Annotated in this window: 14 protein-coding genes and 1 pseudogene; 11 read left to right on the top strand and 4 right to left on the bottom strand. The window is 69.2% G+C overall.

All coding sequences use genetic code 11. The annotated features are described in order from the left end of the window. Positions 1 to 97 precede the first annotated feature (97 nt). Genes ACYVO6_RS06080 through ACYVO6_RS06070 form a run of 3 tightly spaced genes read left to right on the top strand, consistent with a single transcriptional unit; the run spans position 98 to position 4,205 of the window. Positions 98 to 2,314: an MMPL family transporter gene (locus tag ACYVO6_RS06080; protein ID WP_461058020.1), complete on the top strand. Its 2,217-nt coding sequence runs from the start codon at positions 98 to 100 to the stop codon at positions 2,312 to 2,314. A gap of 5 nt (positions 2,315 to 2,319) precedes the next feature. Further along, a complete protein-coding gene (locus tag ACYVO6_RS06075) occupies positions 2,320 to 3,564 on the top strand; it encodes a sensor histidine kinase (protein ID WP_461058018.1) in 1,245 nt (414 codons plus the stop codon). Continuing rightward, positions 3,561 to 4,205 (top strand): response regulator, encoded by a 645-nt coding sequence (locus ACYVO6_RS06070; RefSeq protein ID WP_461058016.1) that lies wholly within the window; start codon positions 3,561 to 3,563, stop codon positions 4,203 to 4,205. The genes ACYVO6_RS06075 and ACYVO6_RS06070 overlap by 4 nt, the downstream gene beginning before the upstream one ends. 63 nt (positions 4,206 to 4,268) lie before the next feature. Here ACYVO6_RS06070 and ACYVO6_RS06065 read toward each other — a convergent pair whose 3' ends face one another. Further along, a complete protein-coding gene (locus ACYVO6_RS06065; protein WP_461058014.1) occupies positions 4,269 to 4,931 on the bottom strand; it encodes a mycothiol-dependent nitroreductase Rv2466c family protein in 663 nt (220 codons plus the stop codon). A 186-nt stretch (positions 4,932 to 5,117) separates the two neighbouring features. Between ACYVO6_RS06065 and pepN the strand changes: the two genes are divergently transcribed. After that, positions 5,118 to 7,694 carry an aminopeptidase N gene (gene pepN / locus ACYVO6_RS06060; protein ID WP_461058012.1) on the top strand — a complete coding sequence of 859 codons (2,577 nt, stop codon included), beginning with the start codon at positions 5,118 to 5,120 and terminating at the stop codon, positions 7,692 to 7,694. Between the two features lie 320 nt (positions 7,695 to 8,014). Then, on the top strand, positions 8,015 to 9,103 hold the full coding sequence (locus ACYVO6_RS06055) for a hypothetical protein (RefSeq protein ID WP_461058010.1): 1,089 nt from the start codon (positions 8,015 to 8,017) through the stop codon (positions 9,101 to 9,103). An 87-nt stretch (positions 9,104 to 9,190) separates the two neighbouring features. On the opposite strand, the gene ACYVO6_RS06050 is transcribed toward ACYVO6_RS06055, so the two are convergent. Further along, on the bottom strand, positions 9,191 to 9,940 hold the full coding sequence (locus ACYVO6_RS06050) for an SDR family NAD(P)-dependent oxidoreductase (RefSeq protein ID WP_461058008.1): 750 nt from the start codon (positions 9,938 to 9,940) through the stop codon (positions 9,191 to 9,193). A gap of 193 nt (positions 9,941 to 10,133) precedes the next feature. On the opposite strand from ACYVO6_RS06050, the gene ACYVO6_RS06045 reads away from it, so the two are divergent. Next, complete coding sequence (locus ACYVO6_RS06045) at positions 10,134 to 11,567, top strand: ATP-binding protein (protein ID WP_461058006.1); 1,434 nt, start codon at positions 10,134 to 10,136, stop codon at positions 11,565 to 11,567. A gap of 167 nt (positions 11,568 to 11,734) precedes the next feature. Here the strand turns inward: ACYVO6_RS06045 and ACYVO6_RS06040 are convergent, their stop codons facing one another. Both ACYVO6_RS06040 and ACYVO6_RS06035 read right to left on the bottom strand, forming a co-directional pair. Further along, positions 11,735 to 12,277, bottom strand: a complete 543-nt coding sequence (locus ACYVO6_RS06040; protein WP_461058004.1) for an MOSC domain-containing protein — start codon at positions 12,275 to 12,277, stop codon at positions 11,735 to 11,737. 78 nt (positions 12,278 to 12,355) lie between these two features. Next, positions 12,356 to 12,757 carry a pyridoxamine 5'-phosphate oxidase family protein gene (locus ACYVO6_RS06035; RefSeq protein ID WP_461058002.1) on the bottom strand — a complete coding sequence of 134 codons (402 nt, stop codon included), beginning with the start codon at positions 12,755 to 12,757 and terminating at the stop codon, positions 12,356 to 12,358. A gap of 299 nt (positions 12,758 to 13,056) precedes the next feature. Here ACYVO6_RS06035 and ACYVO6_RS06030 point away from each other — a divergent pair, with 299 nt between their 5' ends. The 5 genes and pseudogenes from ACYVO6_RS06030 to ACYVO6_RS06010 all read left to right on the top strand — a co-directional run bounded on the left by ACYVO6_RS06030 (position 13,057) and on the right by ACYVO6_RS06010 (position 17,726). Beyond that, entirely contained in the window at positions 13,057 to 13,707 is a 651-nt protein-coding gene (locus tag ACYVO6_RS06030; protein WP_461058000.1) for an MOSC domain-containing protein, read from the top strand. A 206-nt stretch (positions 13,708 to 13,913) separates the two neighbouring features. Next, positions 13,914 to 14,792 (top strand): MOSC domain-containing protein, encoded by an 879-nt coding sequence (locus tag ACYVO6_RS06025; RefSeq protein WP_461058233.1) that lies wholly within the window; start codon positions 13,914 to 13,916, stop codon positions 14,790 to 14,792. Between the two features lie 331 nt (positions 14,793 to 15,123). Then, positions 15,124 to 15,564, top strand: a complete 441-nt coding sequence (locus ACYVO6_RS06020) for a VOC family protein (protein ID WP_461057998.1) — start codon at positions 15,124 to 15,126, stop codon at positions 15,562 to 15,564. Between the two features lie 157 nt (positions 15,565 to 15,721). Further along, on the top strand, positions 15,722 to 16,126 hold the full coding sequence (locus ACYVO6_RS06015) for a nuclear transport factor 2 family protein (protein WP_033320271.1): 405 nt from the start codon (positions 15,722 to 15,724) through the stop codon (positions 16,124 to 16,126). Between the two features lie 155 nt (positions 16,127 to 16,281). Further along, positions 16,282 to 17,726, top strand: a pseudogene (locus tag ACYVO6_RS06010) (NF041680 family putative transposase). Positions 17,727 to 17,748 lie beyond the last annotated feature (22 nt).

Here is a 17,748-nt window from a genome sequence, read left to right as displayed (position 1 = left end):
GGGCTACCCCCAGTTCTCGCGTCCACCGATCAGTGGACGGCAAGTTCCACCGAGTACCTCTGTCTGCCAACTGCCCTGCTCAGCAACGCTTTTGTTCATGAACTCATTCACTGTGCGCATGGCTCGCTGGAGTGCCCTGCACCCCTGGCGGGCGATCATCGGATGGCTGGTGTTCGTGGTGTTGTGCCTGGGCATCGGCAGTGCTGCCGGCCTCAACAGCGCGAAGACCGCGGACTACCGGGTCGGCGAGGCCGGCCGGGCCGAGGCGATGGCCGCCGAGGGGCAGTTGGAGCGCAGGTCCACCGAGCAGGTGCTGATCTCCGCCCGGTCCGGCGCCGGTCTCGACCGGGGCGCCGTCGAAGCCTCCGCGAAGGCCGCCGCGGAGGATCTCACCGCCCGGATGGAGCGGCTGCCCGAGGTCGAGAGCGTGGCCGATCCGCTGCTGTCGGAGGACAGCCGGATCCTCATGGTCGAAGTGGCCGTGAAGGGCGAGGAGCGCGACGCGAAGGACAAGGTCGACGCGCTGATCGCGCAGACCGAGGCCGTACAGAAGGCGAACCCCGAACTGCTCCTGGAGGAGACCGGAAGTCCCTCCATCAGCAAGGGAGTCGACAAGCAGCGCGCTGACGATCTGGCGCTCTCCGAGGCGATCACCCTGCCGGTCACGCTGATCACTCTGCTGATCGTGTTCGGTTCGGTGACCATGGCCGGGGTGCCGCTGCTGCTCGCGCTGTCGTCGATCGCGGCGGCCGTCGGGCTGTCGATGGTGGTCTCGCACGTCTCCCCCGACACCGGGGTCGGGACCAACATCATCCTGATGATCGGGCTCGCGGTCGGCGTCGACTACACGCTCTTCTATCTCAAGCGGGAGCGGGAGGAACGGGCCCGCTCCGGCGGGCGGCTGAGTTCCGAGGCGCTGGTGGAGCTGGCCGCGGCGACCTCGGGGCGGGCGGTCGTGGTGTCCGGGCTGGCGGTCGTGGTGTCCACGGCGACGCTGTTCCTGGCCTCCGACGTGATCTTCTCCTCGCTGGCCACCGGCACCATCGTGGTCGTCCTGGTGGCGGTGCTCAGCTCCCTGACCGTACTGCCCGCGCTGCTGGTCAAGCTCGGCAAACGGGCCGAGCGCAGGGCGCTGCGCCGTGCCGAACGCGGCAAGCCCGCGCGGCGGCGGATGCGGGGCGAGGGCGGCGGCCGGGTGTGGGCCGCGCTGCTGCGGCCTGCGACCAGGCATCCCGTGGCCACCCTGTGTGTCTCGGTGCTCGCCATGCTGGCGCTCGCCGCGCCGCTGGGCGGGTTGAAGATCACCGAGATGAGCCGGGACACCCACTCGCGGGAGATCCCCGCCATGCAGGTGTACGACCGGCTCAACGAGGCGTTCCCCGAGCAGCGGGTGACCCACGACGTCGTCGTACGCGCCGAAGCCGCACGCGCCGGCGAAGTCACCGCGTCCCTGGAGGAACTGGCTCAACTCGCGGACGCGGACCCGCTGTTCACCGGCGAGTCCCGGATACGGACCTCCGACGACCGGCGGACCAGCGTGCTGGAGCTGAACGTGCCGCATCTCGGCAACTCGGACGAGGCGTACGACTCCCTCGACCATCTGCGGGACGAGTACGTGCCCGCGACGGTCGGCCGGATCTCTGGCGTCGAGTCCGGTGTGAGCGGGGACGTCGCCCGTTACGCCGACTATCCCGCGCACCAGAACAGCAAGCTTCCCCTGGTTCTCGGCGCGTTGCTCCTGGTGACCTTTGCGATGACCCTGTACGCGTTCCGTTCGGTGGTGCTCGGTCTGCTGGGTGTCGTACTGAACCTGCTGTCCGCGGCGGCGGCGCTCGGGCTCCTCGTCCTGGTCTTCCAGGGCAGTTGGGCCGAGGGACTGCTGAACTTCGACTCCACCGGGTCGATCGGGTCGCGGGTGCCGCTGTTCCTGTTCGTGATCCTCTTCGGGCTGTCCATGGACTACCAGGTGTTCGTGGTGAGCCGGATCAGGGAGGCCGTCCTCGCCGGCGTACCGACACGGCAGGCGGTCCACGACGGAATTCGCAGCTCGGCGGGTGTGGTGACCAGTGCGGCGGTGGTCATGATGACGGTCTTCGTGAGCTTCGTCTTCCTGCACATCATCGAGATGAAGCAGATCGGCTTCGTCCTCGCGGCGGCCGTGCTGCTGGATGCCTTCATCATCCGGATCCTGATCCTGCCGGCGGTGATGCTGCTGCTCGGCGAGGCGAGCTGGTGGCCTTCGCGCGGGGTGCGGCGGCGGTCGGTGTCCGAGCGGCAAGAGGCCGCCAAGTCGGCGGTGGCAGACGTACGTTGACTGTTATGACCACCCCAGCTTCTCCCGCCGGGAGTCCCGCCGAGCAGGTCACCGACCCTTTCTGGGCCGCCACGCTCCGCCGCTGGAACGCGGTGTCCTGGGTGCTGTTCGGCGCGCTGGCGATCGGGCTGGCCGCGCTGGACCAGCCCGGCGGGAGCAAGTACTGGGCGCTCGGTCTGCTCGGCTGCCTGATGCTCTGCTACGCGGTGGTCGACCGGTTCCCGGACAATCCCGTGCTGCGCCCGCACACGTATCTGCTGGTGCTGGTCGCCACGCTGGGTGTGTTCGCGTATCTGCGCGGCTCCTTCGGGTCGCTGTTCATGGTGACGCTGCCGCACTTCTGGATGTTCGGGCGTACGCCGCGGGCCTCGGTCGGGTTTCTGGGGCTGGCCACCGGGGCGACGCTGGTGGGGAGTTGGTTCCGGCTCGGCCCGTCGGCGAAGTTCTTCGGGGAGACGCTGGTCCCCGTGGTGATCGTCGTGGCCGTCGGGATGCTGATCGGGCTGTGGGTGCACTCGGTGGTGGCCCAGAGTCATGAACGGGCCCGGCTGATCACGGAGTTGGAGCAGGCACAGTCCGAGCTGTCCGAGGCGCATCAGCGTCAGGGGGCGGCCGATGAGAGGGAACGGATGGCACGCGACATCCATGACACGCTCGCGCAGGGCTTCGCCTCGATCATCGCGCTCGCGGAGGCGGCACGGGCAGGCCTCGACAGCGATCCGGCGCGCAGCGCACAGCAGTTGCGGTCGATCGAGTCGACGGCGCGCGAGAACCTCGCCGAGGCGCGGGAGCTGGTCGGCTCCGCGCAGCGCGGCGGGCAGGTGGCGGCCGGTTCGGTGGCGCACACGCTGCGCCGGACGCTGGACCGTTTCGCGGAGGACACCGGGCTCGCGGTGGACGCGGAGCTGGCGGACATCGAGTGCGACCAGCCGACCCGGATCGCGCTGCTGCGCTGTACGCAGGAGTCGCTCGCCAATGTGCGCAAGCACGCGCGGGCGTCCACGGTCGGAGTCGTACTGGCCCGGCAGCCGTACGGGGTGGAGTTGGAGATCACGGACGACGGGGCCGGGTTCGTCGTCGGGGAATCGGCGGGGTTCGGGCTCGACGGGATGCGCAAACGGCTCGCGGAGCTGGGCGGGGAGCTCAGGGTGACCAGTTCGGTGGGGGACGGTACGCGCGTACTGGCGACGATCCCGATGGATGGCGAGGCCGGCGAAGGCAAGTCCGGTGAAGGCGAGGAGATGACATGACCGGCGGCGGAAAACTGCGGATCATCGTGGTGGACGACCACACGGTGATGCGGGCCGGTGTGGTGGCCCTGCTGGCCGCCGAGCCCAGTATCGAGATCGTCGGCGAGGCGGGCGACGGCCGGGCGGCCCTCGAACTCGTCGCGGCGTACGAGCCCGACGTGGCCCTGGTGGATCTGCGGATGCCCGTACTGGACGGGGTCGCGACGACCACGGAGATCGTGGCCGCACACCCGCGCACCCGGGTCCTGATCCTCACCACCTACGACACCGACGCGGAGATCGAGCGCGGGGTCGAGGCGGGCGCCATCGGCTACCTCCTGAAGGACGCCACCCGCGAGCAGCTGGTCGACGCCATCCACGCGGCGTCACGCGGCGAAACGGTCCTCGCCCCTCGGGTCGCGGAAAAGCTGGTCGCCCGTATGCGCCGCCCCGCTCACCCTCCGCTCACAGCCCGCGAGGCCGACGTCCTCAACGCCGTCGCCGACGGCCTCACCAACGCCGAGATCGGTTCCCGCCTGGTCATAGCCGAGGCCACGGTCAAGACCCACCTGCTCCGGCTCTTCGCGAAGCTGGATGTGAACGACCGGACTCGGGCGGTGGTGGTGGCGATGGAGAGGGGGTTGTTGCGGCGGCCCTCGTAACGTCGGACACGGGCGCCCCCGCGAGGACGTGACTCGCGGGGGTCGCTCGTGAGACCTCAGGCCTCAGAGGTTGCTGAAGTCCGGGCCGGCGGTGCGCGTGCGCTTGATCTCGTAGAAGCCCGGGACCGAGGCGACCAGCAGCGTGCCGTCCCAGAGCTTGGCGGCCTCCTCGCCCTTGGGGGCGGGGGTGACGACCGGGCCGAAGAAGGCGATCTGCTCGCCGTCGGAGCCGGGGACGGCGATGACCGGGGTGCCTACGTCCTGGCCGACCTTGTCGATGCCCTCCTTGTGGGAGGCGCGCAGCTCGGCGTCGAACTCGAAGTCCTCCTGGTCCGCGTACTCGATCAGGTCCGCGGGCAGGCCGGCCTCGTCGAGCGCGGCGGCTATGGCCTCGACGGTCGGGCCCTCGCCTTGGTTGTGGAAGCGCGTGCCGAGGGCGGTGTAGAGCGGGCCGAGGACGTCGGCGCCATGCTTCTGCCAGGCGGCGGTCGCCACCCGCACCGGCTTCCAGGCCTTGGTCGCGAGCATCTCCCGGTACTCCTCGGGCAGCTCGTCGATCTTGTCCTCGTTCAGCACCGCGAGGCTCATGATGTGCCAGCGGACCTCGATGTCGCGGACCTTCTCCACTTCCAGGACCCACCGCGAGGTCATCCACGCCCAGGGGCACAGCGGGTCGAACCAGAAGTCGACGGGGGTCTTGGCGGAGCTCGTTGCGGCCTCGGACATGGGTCTCCTCGAAAAAGCGCGGTCAGCACATGCGACAAAAGGCTGTCTTTGAACCCGCAACCACCCCCTTCCCGATCCTATTCCCAGGTGCCTGTTGTCAGTGCCACATGGGAGGATCAAGGCTGTTCGGAGGAGTCATGCCGCCAGTCCCGCAGTCAGTCATGCAGTCACGAGGGAGTGCCGCCCGTGCCCGGTGAGAATCTGTCCCGCGACGAGGCCCGCGAGCGGGCCGCCCTGCTGTCCGTCGACGGGTACGAGGTGTCGCTCGACCTGCGCTCCGCCGTGGACGACACGGACGCCGGGCCGCGGACGTTCCGTTCGGTGACGACGATCCGCTTCCGCTGCGCCGAGCCGGGCGCCACCAGCTTCGCGGACCTGATCGCCCCGAGCGTCACCGCCGTCTCCCTCAACGGCAAAGACCTGGACCCGGGGGCTGTCTTCGACGGCTCCCGCATCCTCCTGGAGGACCTCGGCGACGACAACGAACTGGTCGTCGACGCCCAGTGCGCCTACAGCCGCACCGGCGAGGGCCTGCACCGCTTCGTAGACCCGGAGGATGGCGAGGTCTACCTCTACACACAGTACGAACCGGCCGACTCCCGCCGCGTCTTCGCGAACTTCGAGCAGCCGGACCTCAAGGCCCCCTTCCGGTTCGAGGTCCGGGCCCCCGAGGACTGGGTGGCGTGGAGCAACGGCTTGGGTGAACTGCACGACGGGGTATGGCAGTTCGCCGAGACGAAGCCGATCTCGACGTACATCACGGCGATCGTCGCGGGCCCGTACCACTATGTGACGGACCACTACTCCCGCACCTTCGACGACGGTACGACGCTGGAGATCCCCCTCGGCGCCCTGTGCCGCAAGGGCCTGGCCAGGCACTTCGACTCCGACGACGTGTTCCTGGTGACCAAGCAGGGGCTGGACTTCTTCCACGACCACTTCGACTACCCGTATCCGTTCGGGAAGTACGACCAGGCGTTCGTGCCGGAGTACAACCTCGGCGCGATGGAGAACCCGGGCTGTGTGACGTTCCGCGAGGAGTTCATCTTCCGCGGCAAGGTGACACAGGCGTCGTACGAGCGCCGGGCGAACGTCATCCTGCACGAGATGGCGCACATGTGGTTCGGCGACCTCGTCACCATGGAGTGGTGGGACGACCTGTGGCTCAAGGAGTCCTTCGCGGACTTCATGGGCTCCTTCTCCATGGTCGAGGCGACCCGCTTCACCAACGGCTGGATCACCTTCGCCAACAACCGCAAGTCCTGGGCGTACCGCGCCGACCAACTGCCCTCCACCCACCCGATCACGGCCGACATCCGTGACCTGGAGGACGCGAAGCTGAACTTCGACGGGATCACGTACGCCAAGGGGGCGTCGGTTCTGAAGCAGTTGGTGGCGTACGTCGGGCGGGACGCCTTCCTGGAGGGCTCGCGGCGCTACTTCAAGCGGAACGCGTACGGGAACACGCGGCTCGGGGATCTGTTGTCGGTCCTGGAGGAGACGAGTGGGCGTGACATGGTCGCCTGGTCGCGGGCCTGGCTGCAGACCGCCGGGCTCAACTCCCTTACGCCGCAGGTGCTGTTGGGCTCCGAGGGGCGGATCGACGAGCTCGCGATCCTCCAGGAGGCCGCCGAGTCGCACCCCGAACTGCGGCCGCACCGGGTGGCGGTGGGCCTGTACCGGCGGACTTCCGAGGGTGCGCTGGAGCGGTACGCGCGCGCGGAGGTGGACGTCGACGGGCCGCGTACGGTCGTGGCGGAGCTGGCCGGGGCCGAGGCTCCCGAGCTGGTGCTGGTGAACGACGACGACCTGACGTACTGCAAGATCCGTTTCGACGAGGGCTCGCTGGCGACGCTGCGGGAACGGCTCGGCGAGATCAGCGACCCGCTGGCCCGGGCGCTGTGCTGGTCGGCGCTGTGGAACGTCACCCGGGACGCCCTGCTGCCGGCCCGCGACTTCATCGACCTCGTCCTGCGCTTCGCGGGCCGCGAGTCCGACATCGGCGTGCTCCAGATGCTGCACGCGTGGGCGAACTCCGCGCTCACGCACTACGCGGCGCCCGAATGGCGGGAGGCAGGCGGGCAGTTGCTCGCGGAGGGTGCGCTGCGGGAGCTGCGGCAGGCCGAGCCGGGCAGCCAGCATCAGCTGACGTGGGCGCGGTTCTTCGCGGCGGTCGCGTCGGGTGAGGCCGAACTGGGGCTGTTGCAGGACCTGTTGGAGGGGACGGCCAAGATCGACGGGCTGGACGTGGACCAGGAGCTGCGCTGGGCGTTCCTGGAGCCGCTGGCCTCGCACGGCGTCGCCGACGAGGCCGTGCTCGCCGCCGAGCTCGCCCGTGACGACACGGCTTCCGGGAAGCGGCACCAGGTCCGCTGCCTCGCCGCCCGGCCCTCCGCGGCGGTCAAGGCCCAGGCGTGGGCGGCGGTCGTCGAGTCCGACACCCTCTCGAACGCGCTGGTCGAGGCGACGATCGCGGGCTTCGCCCAGCCGTCGCAGCGGGCGCTCGGCGCTCCGTATGTCGCGAAGTACTTCGAGGTGATCGAGCGGGTGTGGGAGGAGCGGTCCATCCAGATCGCCATGCATGTGGTCAGGGGGCTCTTCCCGTCGTTGCAGGACTCGCAGGAGACGCTGTCCGCGACGGATGCGTGGCTCTCCGAGCATGAGGGGGCGGCTCCTGCACTGCGGCGGCTTGTGCTGGAGGCGCGGGATGACTTGGCGCGGGCGCTGCGCGGCCAAGCTTGTGACATGGCCGCTGCCGGGTAGGGGGTTCGCCCCAGGGGCGGGTGCGTTGCTGCGGTATTGCGGCCGCAGGTTGTGTGTGGCTGGTCGCGGAGTTCCCCGCGCCCCTGGGGCCTGCGGCCCCCTCGGGGCGCGTCTGACTGGGCCGGGGGGACCTGGGCGCCGTCAACAACAGTTGCCGGGCATAACAGTTACCGAATGCTGGTAATCGGGGCCGTAACCCCCATACGGACCAGGGGGTTTTGACAGTCGAACGCTTGCCCTTCAGGGCTGGCCTGTCCAGGTTTGTCGACGGGAACGTAACAGCGGTTAGGGGGCCGAGCGGGTGCGGGAGATTCGGGGACATGAGCCACAACGCCCCTCTCTCCCCCCGCCCCCTGAGCCACCTGTCCGACGCCCAGCGGCGCGTGCTGAGCACCGCGCAGCTGCGGGCGCACGGCGTGACCAACGCCGAGATCAACCAGCAGTGCCGGCCGGGCGGAGCCTGGCAGCAGTTCCTGCCCGGCGTCTGCCTGCTGCACCCCGGCCCACCCACCAGTGAGGAGCGGCTGCACGCGGTCCTGATGTACGCGGCCCGCTCATCGCTGCGTGAACCGGCCCCGAGAGGCCAGGGCGTCCCGGCCCAGTCGGCCGCGACGGAGCCCGGCGCGCAGGAACCGCCCGCACCGCAGCGTTACCCCGACGCGATGATCACCGGCCTCGCCGCCCTCGCCCTGTACGGCTTCTCGTCCGCACCCTCGCTGCTGTCCCTGGACCGCATCGACGTCCTCGTACCGCGTCTGCGCCGGCTCCGCTCGACGGGCTGTGCGCGCATCGTCCGCACGCCCGCGCTGCCGAAGCCCGAGCAGGTCACCGGCCTCCCGGTGGCCCCCGTACCGCGCGCGCTGGCCGACGCCGTCGCCGACCTGCCGGAGTCGGGCACCGTACGCCCTCTGCTCACCGAGGCGGTACGTGGCGGACATTGCGAACCGACCGCTGTCGTACGGGAGTTGACGCAGGCCCGGCTGCTGAACCGGCCGCACGTCGTGGACGCCGTCGACACCCTGCTCGCCGAGGGCCGGGCCATCTCGGAGGACCACCTGTACCGCATGGTCCGCGAACACGGCCTGCCCGACCCGGTCTGGAACGTGGACCTGCGCCTGCCCGGCGGCCCGCACCTGGGCGGCCTCGACGCGTACTGGCCCGAACAGGCCGTGGCCCTCGAACTGGACACCCGGGTTCCCCGCCAAGGCCATTGGCAGGACGACGACGCGCTGTGGTCGGAGTACGCCCGCAAACGCGAACACCTGGAACGGCTCGGCATCACCGTCATCCACGTAACCCCGCGGAAGCTGCGCGATGCGATGGAGCAGCAGGCGGCCGTCGTACGCACCGCACTCATGGCGACGTGCGACCGCGATCCGGCGGCGTATGTGGTGGTGCTGCCGCGGTGACCTGTGGGGGCCACTGGGCACTGGGCATCTGGTGGCCCCCACATCACTGCCGACCGGTCACTCAGTCCGGTCACTCAGTCCATTCGCTCAGTCGACGATGGCCCCGCAGGAGATGTTCACATCCGTCGCGGTCAGCATGCGCGCCCGGTCGGAGGCGACGAAGGCGGCCACGTCGCCCACGTCCGCGAGGGTCGCGGCGCGACCGAGCTGGGTCTCCTTGACGAGGCTGTCGGTGATCGCCTCCTTGCCCGGGAACCCGTCGGGGATGCTCTCCGGCACACCGCCCGACTTCAGGGTGACCACACGGATACCGTGCGGACCCAGCTCGATGGCCCACTGGCGGCGCAGTCCCTCGAGCGCGTCCAGGGCGATCTTGAAGCCGCCGAGGCCGGGCAGCGTCTGCGTCCCGCCACCGCCGAAGGCGAGGATGACCCCCGAGCCGCGGGCGGTCATGTGCCGGGCCGCCGCCCGGGTCGTCAGGAACTGCGAGCGCATCGCGGTCGTGATCGGCTGCAGAAAGTCCGCCATCGAGATCTCCATCAGCGGCTGCTGGACATCCCCGATGCCGATGGCGTTGAACGAGACGTCGATCCGCCCGGCCCGCGCGGCCACGCCGTCGACGAAGCCGTCCACCGCCGCCTCGTCCAAGGCATCGACCACAGCCGTCTCCGCGGTACCGCCCGCACCGCGAACATCCCCGGCGACCGTCTCGAGCGACGCCGCCGTACGCCCGGCGAGAAAAACCCGCGCCCCCTCACGAGCAAAGGCCCGGGCCGCCGCCCCACCGATGGAACCGCCCGCCCCGTACACCACGGCGACCTTCTCCTCCAGCAACATGATCGAACTCCATTCCTGCCCTGATCGACTACCGACTGTCCGATACCAACTGTCCGACCGAAGCCGACGGCTCCGGCCCACACCCGGTACGTCGGAGCCGCTCGCCGGATTTCGACAGACTCAGACAAAGTAAGATTCAATCTACGTAATATCGAATCTGAGTTTGTTGAGCCGACCAGAGAGTGAGTCTCTGATGGAGTTCAAGGGCAGGGCAGCCGATCTTGATCTGCTGGCTCAGCAGCTGGGCCTGGTGGTCGACGGTACGGGGGCCACCCGCGGACGGTCCGTGATCATGATGGGCCGGCGTCGCGTGGGGAAGTCTCGCCTGGTGCAGGAGTTCTGTGACCGGTCCGGGGTTCCTTACGTGGTCTTCCAGGCGACCCGGGGCCGTAATCCGGTGGCTGAGCGGGCCGACTTCACCGCGGCGCTCGCGCATTCCGCCCTGCCCGGCGCGGAACTGGTGGCCGGGCTGCAAGCCGCCGACTGGAACCAGGCGCTGCGCTCCCTGGCCCTCGCGGTGCCGGACGACGCTCCGAGTATCGCCGTGATCGACGAGGTGCCCTGGCTGGTGGAGCGGGACGGCGAGTTCGAGGGGGCGCTGCAGACGGTGTGGGACCGCCATCTGTCCGCCAAGCCGGTGCTGCTCGTCCTCGTCGGCAGCGACATGTCGGTGATGGAGGCCCTGCAGTCGCATGGCCGTCCGTTCTTCGGCCGAGCGACGAAGATGACCGTACAGCCGCTGCATCTGGCCGACGTGCAGGCGGCGACCGGGCTCGACGCGGCGGAGGCGATGGACGCCCTGCTGATCACCGGCGGTTTCCCGGAGATCGTCCAGTCGTGGCGGCCGGGGACGCCCCGTACGGAGTTCCTGCGCGAGGCGGTGAGCAACCCGCTCTCACCTCTGCTGGTCGCGGGCGAGCTGTCACTGCTCGGCGAGTTCCCCGAGGCGTCCCACTCACGTGCGGTACTCGAAGCCGTCGGCAGCGGTGAGCGGACCTTCTCCACCATCGCCGCCCAAGCAGGCGGCGCGGGCGCGCTGCCCTCCGGCACGCTGTCCCCGCTGCTGAACACACTGCTGGCCAAGCGGGTCCTGGCGGTGGACCTGCCGCTGTCCACAAAGCCGGACAGCAAGAACAAGCGCTACCGCATCGCCGATCCGTATCTGCGCTTCTGGCTGGCCTTCCTGCGACGCGGAATCCCGCTCATCGAGCGCGGCCGGGGGGATCTGGCCCTGGAGCGCATCGAGCGCTCGTGGACGACCTGGCGGGGACGCGCGATCGAACCGGTGGTCCGCGAGTCGCTGCTGCGCCTGCTGCCGGACGACACATGGCCCGAGACCGAGGCGGTCGGCGGCTGGTGGAACCGGCAGAACAACCCCGAGATCGACCTCATCGGCGCGGACCGCGAACCCGTGGCCGGCGCCGTGCACTTCATCGGGTCGGTCAAGTGGCTGGAGTCCCAGCCCTTCGGGCGCCGCGAGTACGACGCCCTGGTCCGCGATGCCCTCGCCGTGCCCGGTGCCGACCCGGACACACCCCTCGTCGCGGTCTCCCGCTCCGGTGTCACGGACGGCCTGCCGCTCGCGGCGCACTGGGGGCCGCAGGACTTGGTCGACGCCTGGCGGTAGGCGTTCCTCGTGTGAGGTGTACGGCACAGCCCACAGCCCCTCGATGCCCTACGCAACGCGGCTTTCGTCACCGGTCGGCGGCGAGGAAAAGGGCCGTCACCCGGCTGTCCCGCCGGGTGACGGCCCTCTGGCGCACCACTGGCCGGGCAGGCCGATGGTGAGCGACATCAGACCCGCTCCAGGGGCCGGTGCGGGCTGCTGGGAAGTTCCGCTGCGATCGTGTCGCCCGGGCGCACCACGCCGCCCTCCTTCACGATGCTCATGATTCCGGACTTGCGCACGACGTTCCCGGCTTCGTCACGGCCGACGACCTGCTTCAGGAGCCCGTCCTGGAAGTTGTCGATCTGCAGGCAGGGATTGCGCAGGCCGGTGACTTCCAGGACCGCGTCGTCGCCGATACGCAGCAGCGTGCCGGTCGGCAGGCCGAGCAGGTCGATGCCGCGGGTGGTGATGTTCTCGCCGAGGTCGCCGGGCGCCACCTTGAATCCCTCCGCACCGACCTCGACGAAGAGCTCTTCGTGGATGAGATGGACCTGGCGCAGGTTCGGCTGGGTGGGGTCCTGTGCGACCCGCGAGCGGTGCTTGACCGTCACGCCGGCATGTACGTCACCCTCCACACCGAGCCCGGCGAGCAGCGTGATGCTGTCCCGGTTCGGCTTGGTGAACGAGTACTCGCCATTGCTGCTGACCGCCGTCACTATCCCGCTCATCCTTGGATCCCCCTCCTCAGCGACCTGATCAGCCACGACCCTAGCCCTTACGTCAGCCCTTACGTCGTGTCCGGGCGATCATTGAGCCAAACCGGCCAGCAGCCAGCGCCGTACGGGAACTTCGAGCAGTACGCGGTCCCCGCCCGGTGTGTGCGGGGCGGAGACATCCCATCCGTACTTCGTCGTGAAGGCGTCCGTGATCTTCTCCGGGAACAGGCCACGGTGCAGCACCGCCTCCCCCTCGGCCACGACGGGAAGCCGGCCGTCCTCCAACGCCAGGGAGACCCGCGAGAACTTCTCGATATTGCGGACCTTGACCGAGCCTCCATCCGAGCCGATCCACCAACTGCCCCGCAAGAACACGAACCAGACCGGCGTCACATGGGGAGACCCGCCCGGACGCACGGTACACAGCCAGACGTTCTTCTCCTGGGCCAGGCGGTCGCGAACAGCCACAGGCAGAGACACGGAATCACTCATACACCCATCTCACTGTAGGTGGCCAGTTCTTGCTGGCCGCCGTCATCTCACCCGCATCCCCGCCAGAACGCCTCGGTCCGACGGCCCAGAAACCTCGGGCATGCGCCCTACTCCCACGGGGTCAGGCCATGTCCGGTCGACATGAGCGAGTCGGATCCGATAACTCCGTAGCTCACGAAGCCACGGGAGCCCGGCATCGCCCGGACGGCCACGCCGCCGGGTGCCACGCACGCCGCGAGCGCGGCAGTGACAGGGAAATGTGTCGCCCTCCGGGTGCAGCGGACCGTACCGTCGTCCCCATGAAGCTGCTCTCCGTCAATGTCGGCAGGCCCCGCCCCAACCCTTGGAAGGGCCTCGGCGCGACAGGCATCGACAAGCGGCCCGTCGACGGCCCGGTCGCCGTCATCGCCCCCGGCCCCAAGGGCACCGGCGCAGTCGGTCTCGTCGGCGACCGGGTCTACGACGTGAAGCACCACGGCGGCTCCGACCAGGCCGTCTACGCCTATGCCCGCGAGGACCTCGACGGATGGGAGGCCGAGTTGGGCAGGCCGCTTGCCAACGGCGTCTTCGGGGAGAACCTCACGACCATCGGCCTCGACGTCAACGGCGCCCTGATCGGCGAGCGCTGGCGCATCGGGCCAGACGCCGTCCTGGAGGTGTCGTGCGCGCGGATCCCGTGCGCGACGTTCCAGGGCTGGCTGGAGCGTGACGGTTGGATCAAGCGGTTCACGCAGGCCGCGCTGCCGGGCGCGTATCTGCGCGTGATCGAGCCGGGGGACATCCGCGCTGCCGATCCGGTCGAGATCGTGCACCGCCCTGACCACGACGTGACCGTCGCGCTCGTCTTCCGTGCCATGACACGTGAACCGGAACTGCTGCCGCGGCTGCTGGTCGCCGACGCGCTGCCGGAGGAGGGCAAGGATCTGGCCCGCAGGCGTACGACCGCATAGGTGATCGATTTCAGGAGGATCGTCGGCGCGCATGAGACGACGGAGTCCAAAGTTTGGTTGTGACGCCAGACTTGGACTCGCTCGCCACCGCACCGTACGTGACGACCGACGACCTGCTGAAGGAATCGCCGTACCTCGCTCCCTGGCGGCCTGCCGTGGGGATCGCGCCGCAGCTCAGTCTGGCCGTCGACCGAAGGAGGCAGCACATGGCCGATGTCGTAGAGCTCATCTGCTACCCCATCAAGGGATGCGCGGGCACGTCGATGAGCGATGCGCTACTCACGCCGGCGGGGCTCGCGCATGACCGCAGTTTCATGGTCATCAACGAGGACGGGGTCTACCGCACCCAGCGCCGCCATCCCCGCCTCGCCCTGATCCGCCCCACCGTCAGCGCCGACGGCAGCCGGCTCACGCTCGACTCGGCCGATACAGCGGGCCGTTGTGGCGCGGTGCACCTCGATGTCACCACGTCCGCGCCACGGCGCGGCGTCGACCTGTTCGGTGACGCCTTGGAGGGGATCGACCAGGGCGAGGAAGCCGCGGCTTGGCTCTCGGAGTTTCTCGGCACCCCCAGCCGCCTGGTCCGTGTGCCCCCGGAGCACGACCGGGTCGCCGACGGCTGGATCCCCGGCCCCTCTGGCTACGCCGACAGCAGCGCCGTGCATTTGCTGTCCCGCTCGTCCCTCACCCTTCTCAACCGGCGGATGGCGGATCGCGGCGCCCCGCCCCTGCCGATGAATCGCTTTCGCCCGAACATTGTCGTCGACAGCGGGCCCGGCCAAGGCCATGGCAGTGAAGGCGGCGACTGGGCGGCCGTGCCGCATGCCGAGGACCGCGCACGCCGCATCAGCATCGGCGGGGCTGAACTGGGCTATGCCAAGCTCGCGGGGCGCTGCGCGGTCACCCTGGTTGACCAGGAGGCTGGGGCGCGGCAGGGGCGGGAGCCGCTGCGTACGCTCGCAGGCTACCGGCGAGCGGCGAACCGGGGCGTGGTGTTCGGCGCGAAGTTCTCTGTGGTGCGGCCGGGGAAGCTGTCTGTCGGCGACGAGGTGGTCGTCCAGGAGTGGGGCGACGTTGAACTGTAAGAATCCCTCCAGACGACCGAAGCCGCCCGTCGGCCGGACGAGATCAATTCGGGGATACGGAACAGCTTCTGACCTTGTTCTTTAACCTCCGGCTGTCCTGCCCCATCGATGTCTGAGCAGTCTCATCGAAGTCTGATTGTTCTATGACACTGCACCTTGAGCGCGTGCCATCGAGGTTTGAGTGGTGCAGGCCGCTCGCTGAGACTCCATGATCCTGACAGCCCTGCGGTTCTCGAAGGGAATGTGGCCGAGGACGTCGAGGACGGCTTCTCAGCTCTGTCTCAGGGGCAGAAGCGGCTACCGTGGCCGTGCCACACGAAGGAGGCCCAACATGACGATCCAGCGGATGGACAACGTCCTCATCGTCGTCGACGACCTTGAGGCTGTCATTGCATTCTTCGTCGAACTCGGCATGGAGCTCGAGGGTAAGGGGCCACTCGAATGGCGCGGGGCGGAGCGTGTCATCGGGCTCGATGACGTCCGGCAGGACATCGCCATGCTGCGGGTCCCGGACGGCCACGGGCGAGTAGAGCTGGCGAAGTTCCACAGGCCGAAGGCCATCACCCCCGAGCCGAAAGACGCGCCGGCGAACACGCTCGGCCTTCGTCGCATCATGTTTGCCGTCGACGACATCGAGGACGTCGTTGCCCGCCTGCGGGCCCACGGTGCCGAACTCGTCGGCGAGATCGTGCAGTACGAGAACATCTATCGGCTCTGCTACGTCCGCGGCCCCGAGGGCATCGTCGTCGGACTCGCCGAGCAGCTCAGCTGAAGCCCTCCGACGGGGCCGTGCACCCACAGGGCAGGCGGGCCCGGCCCCGCCTCGGCTGACTTGCGGCTTCGACACATGTCGGCACGGCCTAGAGGGTGCTCTTGAATCAGGGCTTGACGGGCTTGCACCGCATATCCGACCTGTAAGGTCGACACGCATGACAGCAGAGTCACCGGCGCAGACTGTGCAACGCTTGTTCCCGCTGCTCGCCGAGGGGAAGAGTGCGGAGGCGGCGGCGCTGTTCGCCGACTCGGTGTCGTTCTCAATCCCGCACCCGCCGGGCATTCCGTGGGTACCGGAGGTCGACTCGGCGGAGGGCATGCGGACGTTCTTCGAGCTGCTGCAGATCCATGTGCAAGCCAAGGAGTTCGACCTCCGCCAGGTCATCGCCGAGGGCGACGATGTGGTGCTCATCGGGCGCATGGTCTCCGAGGTCAAGAAGACGGGCCGGGACATCGACACCGCGTTCGCCCTGCACACCACGGTCCGGGACGGGCGGATCACCCGTTACCACCTCTACGAGGACAGCTACGCCGTTGCCAAGGCCTACTTCGGCGACTGATCGTCCGGCGGGCTCGCTCAGCTTGTCTTTCAACCTCTGGCCTCGAACGTCGCATCGCACGCGCTCGCTCGTCCGGGGACTCGCCGGGCAGGCGGACGGCCTTCGCATGATCAGGCGTTCCGCCACGGAACCACGTTCATACGAAGGCCGCAGAGGTGAGTTTGCTGCACCACGATGCCCGGCGGGACGCGTTCGACTTCGCCTCACACTTCCGGGACGACTTCTACTCGTGCCTGACCCGGCGCGGTGACACGCTGTTCGAGCTGACCGACGCGTTGCTGTGCGCGGACGGCCCGGTGACCACGCCGGTGGACCTCACACTGACGGCCGAGCACCGGCGCGGGCACGGCGCGATATACGACGCGCTGAACAGCGGCAACGTCGATGTGCCGCGACTGCGGCAGGTATTGGCCGGGCTGCCGCAGCCCGAGGCCGCCGACGGGCGTCTGGTCCTGGCGGTGGACGTCACCCACTGGCTGCGGCCGGACGCTCCGTGCAGTGCCGACCGCTTGTTCTGCCACGTCTACGGCCGCAGCGGACGCTCGTCGGACCAATTCGTCCCTGGCTGGCCCTACTCGTTCGTTGCCGCGTTGGAGTCGGGCCGGACCTCGTGGTGCCAGATCCTGGACGCGCTGCGGCTGGGGCCGGCCGACGATGTCACCGAGGTCACCGCGGCCCAGGTCCGCCGGGTGGTCGAGGACCTCATCGACATGGGCCGTTGGCACGTGGGTGACCGCGACATCCTGGTCGTCTTCGATGCCGGCTACGACGCTCCGCGCATGGCCTACCTCTGGAAGGACTGCCGGTGGAGGTCCTCGGACGGATGCGCACGGACCGCGTGATGCGCAAGCCCGTCCCGGTTCCCTGGATCTCACCGCCACAGGGCGGGCGCCCGCCGAAGCACGGCAAGGAGTTCCGCTTCGCCAAGCCCGACACCTGGGGCCAGCCTGATGCCGCGACCGTGCAGGTCACCGACCGCTATGGCACCGCTCGCGCGATGGCCTGGGATCACATTCACCCCCGGCTGACCACCCGCTCCGCGTGGATCGACCACACCGGCGAACTCCCTGTCATCGAGGGCACGTTGATCCGCCTGGAGGTCGACCGCCTGCCCGGCGGCCACGATCCGCTCCCCGTCTGGCTGTGGTCGTCAGCCACCGGCCTGTCGGGCGAGGGCGTCGACCTGCGCTGGCAGGCGTTCCTGCGCAGATTCGACCTGGAGCACACCTTCCGGATGATCAAGCAGACGCTCGGCTGGACCCGCCCGAAGCTCCGCACCCCCGAGGCGGCGGACCGGTGGACATGGCTGGTCATCGCCGCCCACACCCAACTCCGCCTCGCCCGGCCGCTGGCCGCGGACCTCCGCCGCCCCTGGGAGAAGCCGGCCGAGCCCGGCCGACTCACCCCCGCCCGAGTCCGCCGGGGGTTCAGGAACCTCCGCCCCAACTTGCCCTGCCCGGCCCGTGCGCCGAAACCCAACCGGCCCGGCCCCGGATGCCCGCCCGGCTCGAAGAACCGGCACCCCGCCACCCGCTACGACGTGGGCAAAACGGTCAAGCGACCCGAGACCATCGCCGAACGTGACCAGGTCAGACCATAAAGAACAAGCTGACGCTACGCGG

The sequence above is a fragment of the Streptomyces pseudoechinosporeus genome, assembly GCF_054783935.1.
Note: the sequence above shows the minus strand (reverse complement) of the source record. Positions and strands in the feature narration are given on the sequence as shown.

Bases quoted from the DNA above. Each gene is read 5' to 3' on its own strand.
- ACYVO6_RS06035 (WP_461058002.1), bottom strand. From the start codon at position 12,757: ATGAGTGATTCCGTGTCTCTGCCTGTGGCTGTTCGCGACCGCCTGGCC.
- ACYVO6_RS06020 (WP_461057998.1), top strand. From the start codon at position 15,124: ATGACGATCCAGCGGATGGACAACGTCCTCATCGTCGTCGACGACCTT.
- ACYVO6_RS06045 (WP_461058006.1), top strand. From the start codon at position 10,134: ATGGAGTTCAAGGGCAGGGCAGCCGATCTTGATCTGCTGGCTCAGCAG.
- ACYVO6_RS06065 (WP_461058014.1), bottom strand. From the start codon at position 4,931: ATGTCCGAGGCCGCAACGAGCTCCGCCAAGACCCCCGTCGACTTCTGG.
- ACYVO6_RS06075 (WP_461058018.1), top strand. From the start codon at position 2,320: ATGACCACCCCAGCTTCTCCCGCCGGGAGTCCCGCCGAGCAGGTCACC.
- ACYVO6_RS06015 (WP_033320271.1), top strand. From the start codon at position 15,722: ATGACAGCAGAGTCACCGGCGCAGACTGTGCAACGCTTGTTCCCGCTG.
- ACYVO6_RS06025 (WP_461058233.1), top strand. From the start codon at position 13,914: ATGGCCGATGTCGTAGAGCTCATCTGCTACCCCATCAAGGGATGCGCG.
- ACYVO6_RS06070 (WP_461058016.1), top strand. From the start codon at position 3,561: ATGACCGGCGGCGGAAAACTGCGGATCATCGTGGTGGACGACCACACG.
- ACYVO6_RS06050 (WP_461058008.1), bottom strand. From the start codon at position 9,940: ATGTTGCTGGAGGAGAAGGTCGCCGTGGTGTACGGGGCGGGCGGTTCC.
- ACYVO6_RS06040 (WP_461058004.1), bottom strand. From the start codon at position 12,277: ATGAGCGGGATAGTGACGGCGGTCAGCAGCAATGGCGAGTACTCGTTC.
- ACYVO6_RS06030 (WP_461058000.1), top strand. From the start codon at position 13,057: ATGAAGCTGCTCTCCGTCAATGTCGGCAGGCCCCGCCCCAACCCTTGG.
- ACYVO6_RS06080 (WP_461058020.1), top strand. From the start codon at position 98: ATGAACTCATTCACTGTGCGCATGGCTCGCTGGAGTGCCCTGCACCCC.
- ACYVO6_RS06055 (WP_461058010.1), top strand. From the start codon at position 8,015: ATGAGCCACAACGCCCCTCTCTCCCCCCGCCCCCTGAGCCACCTGTCC.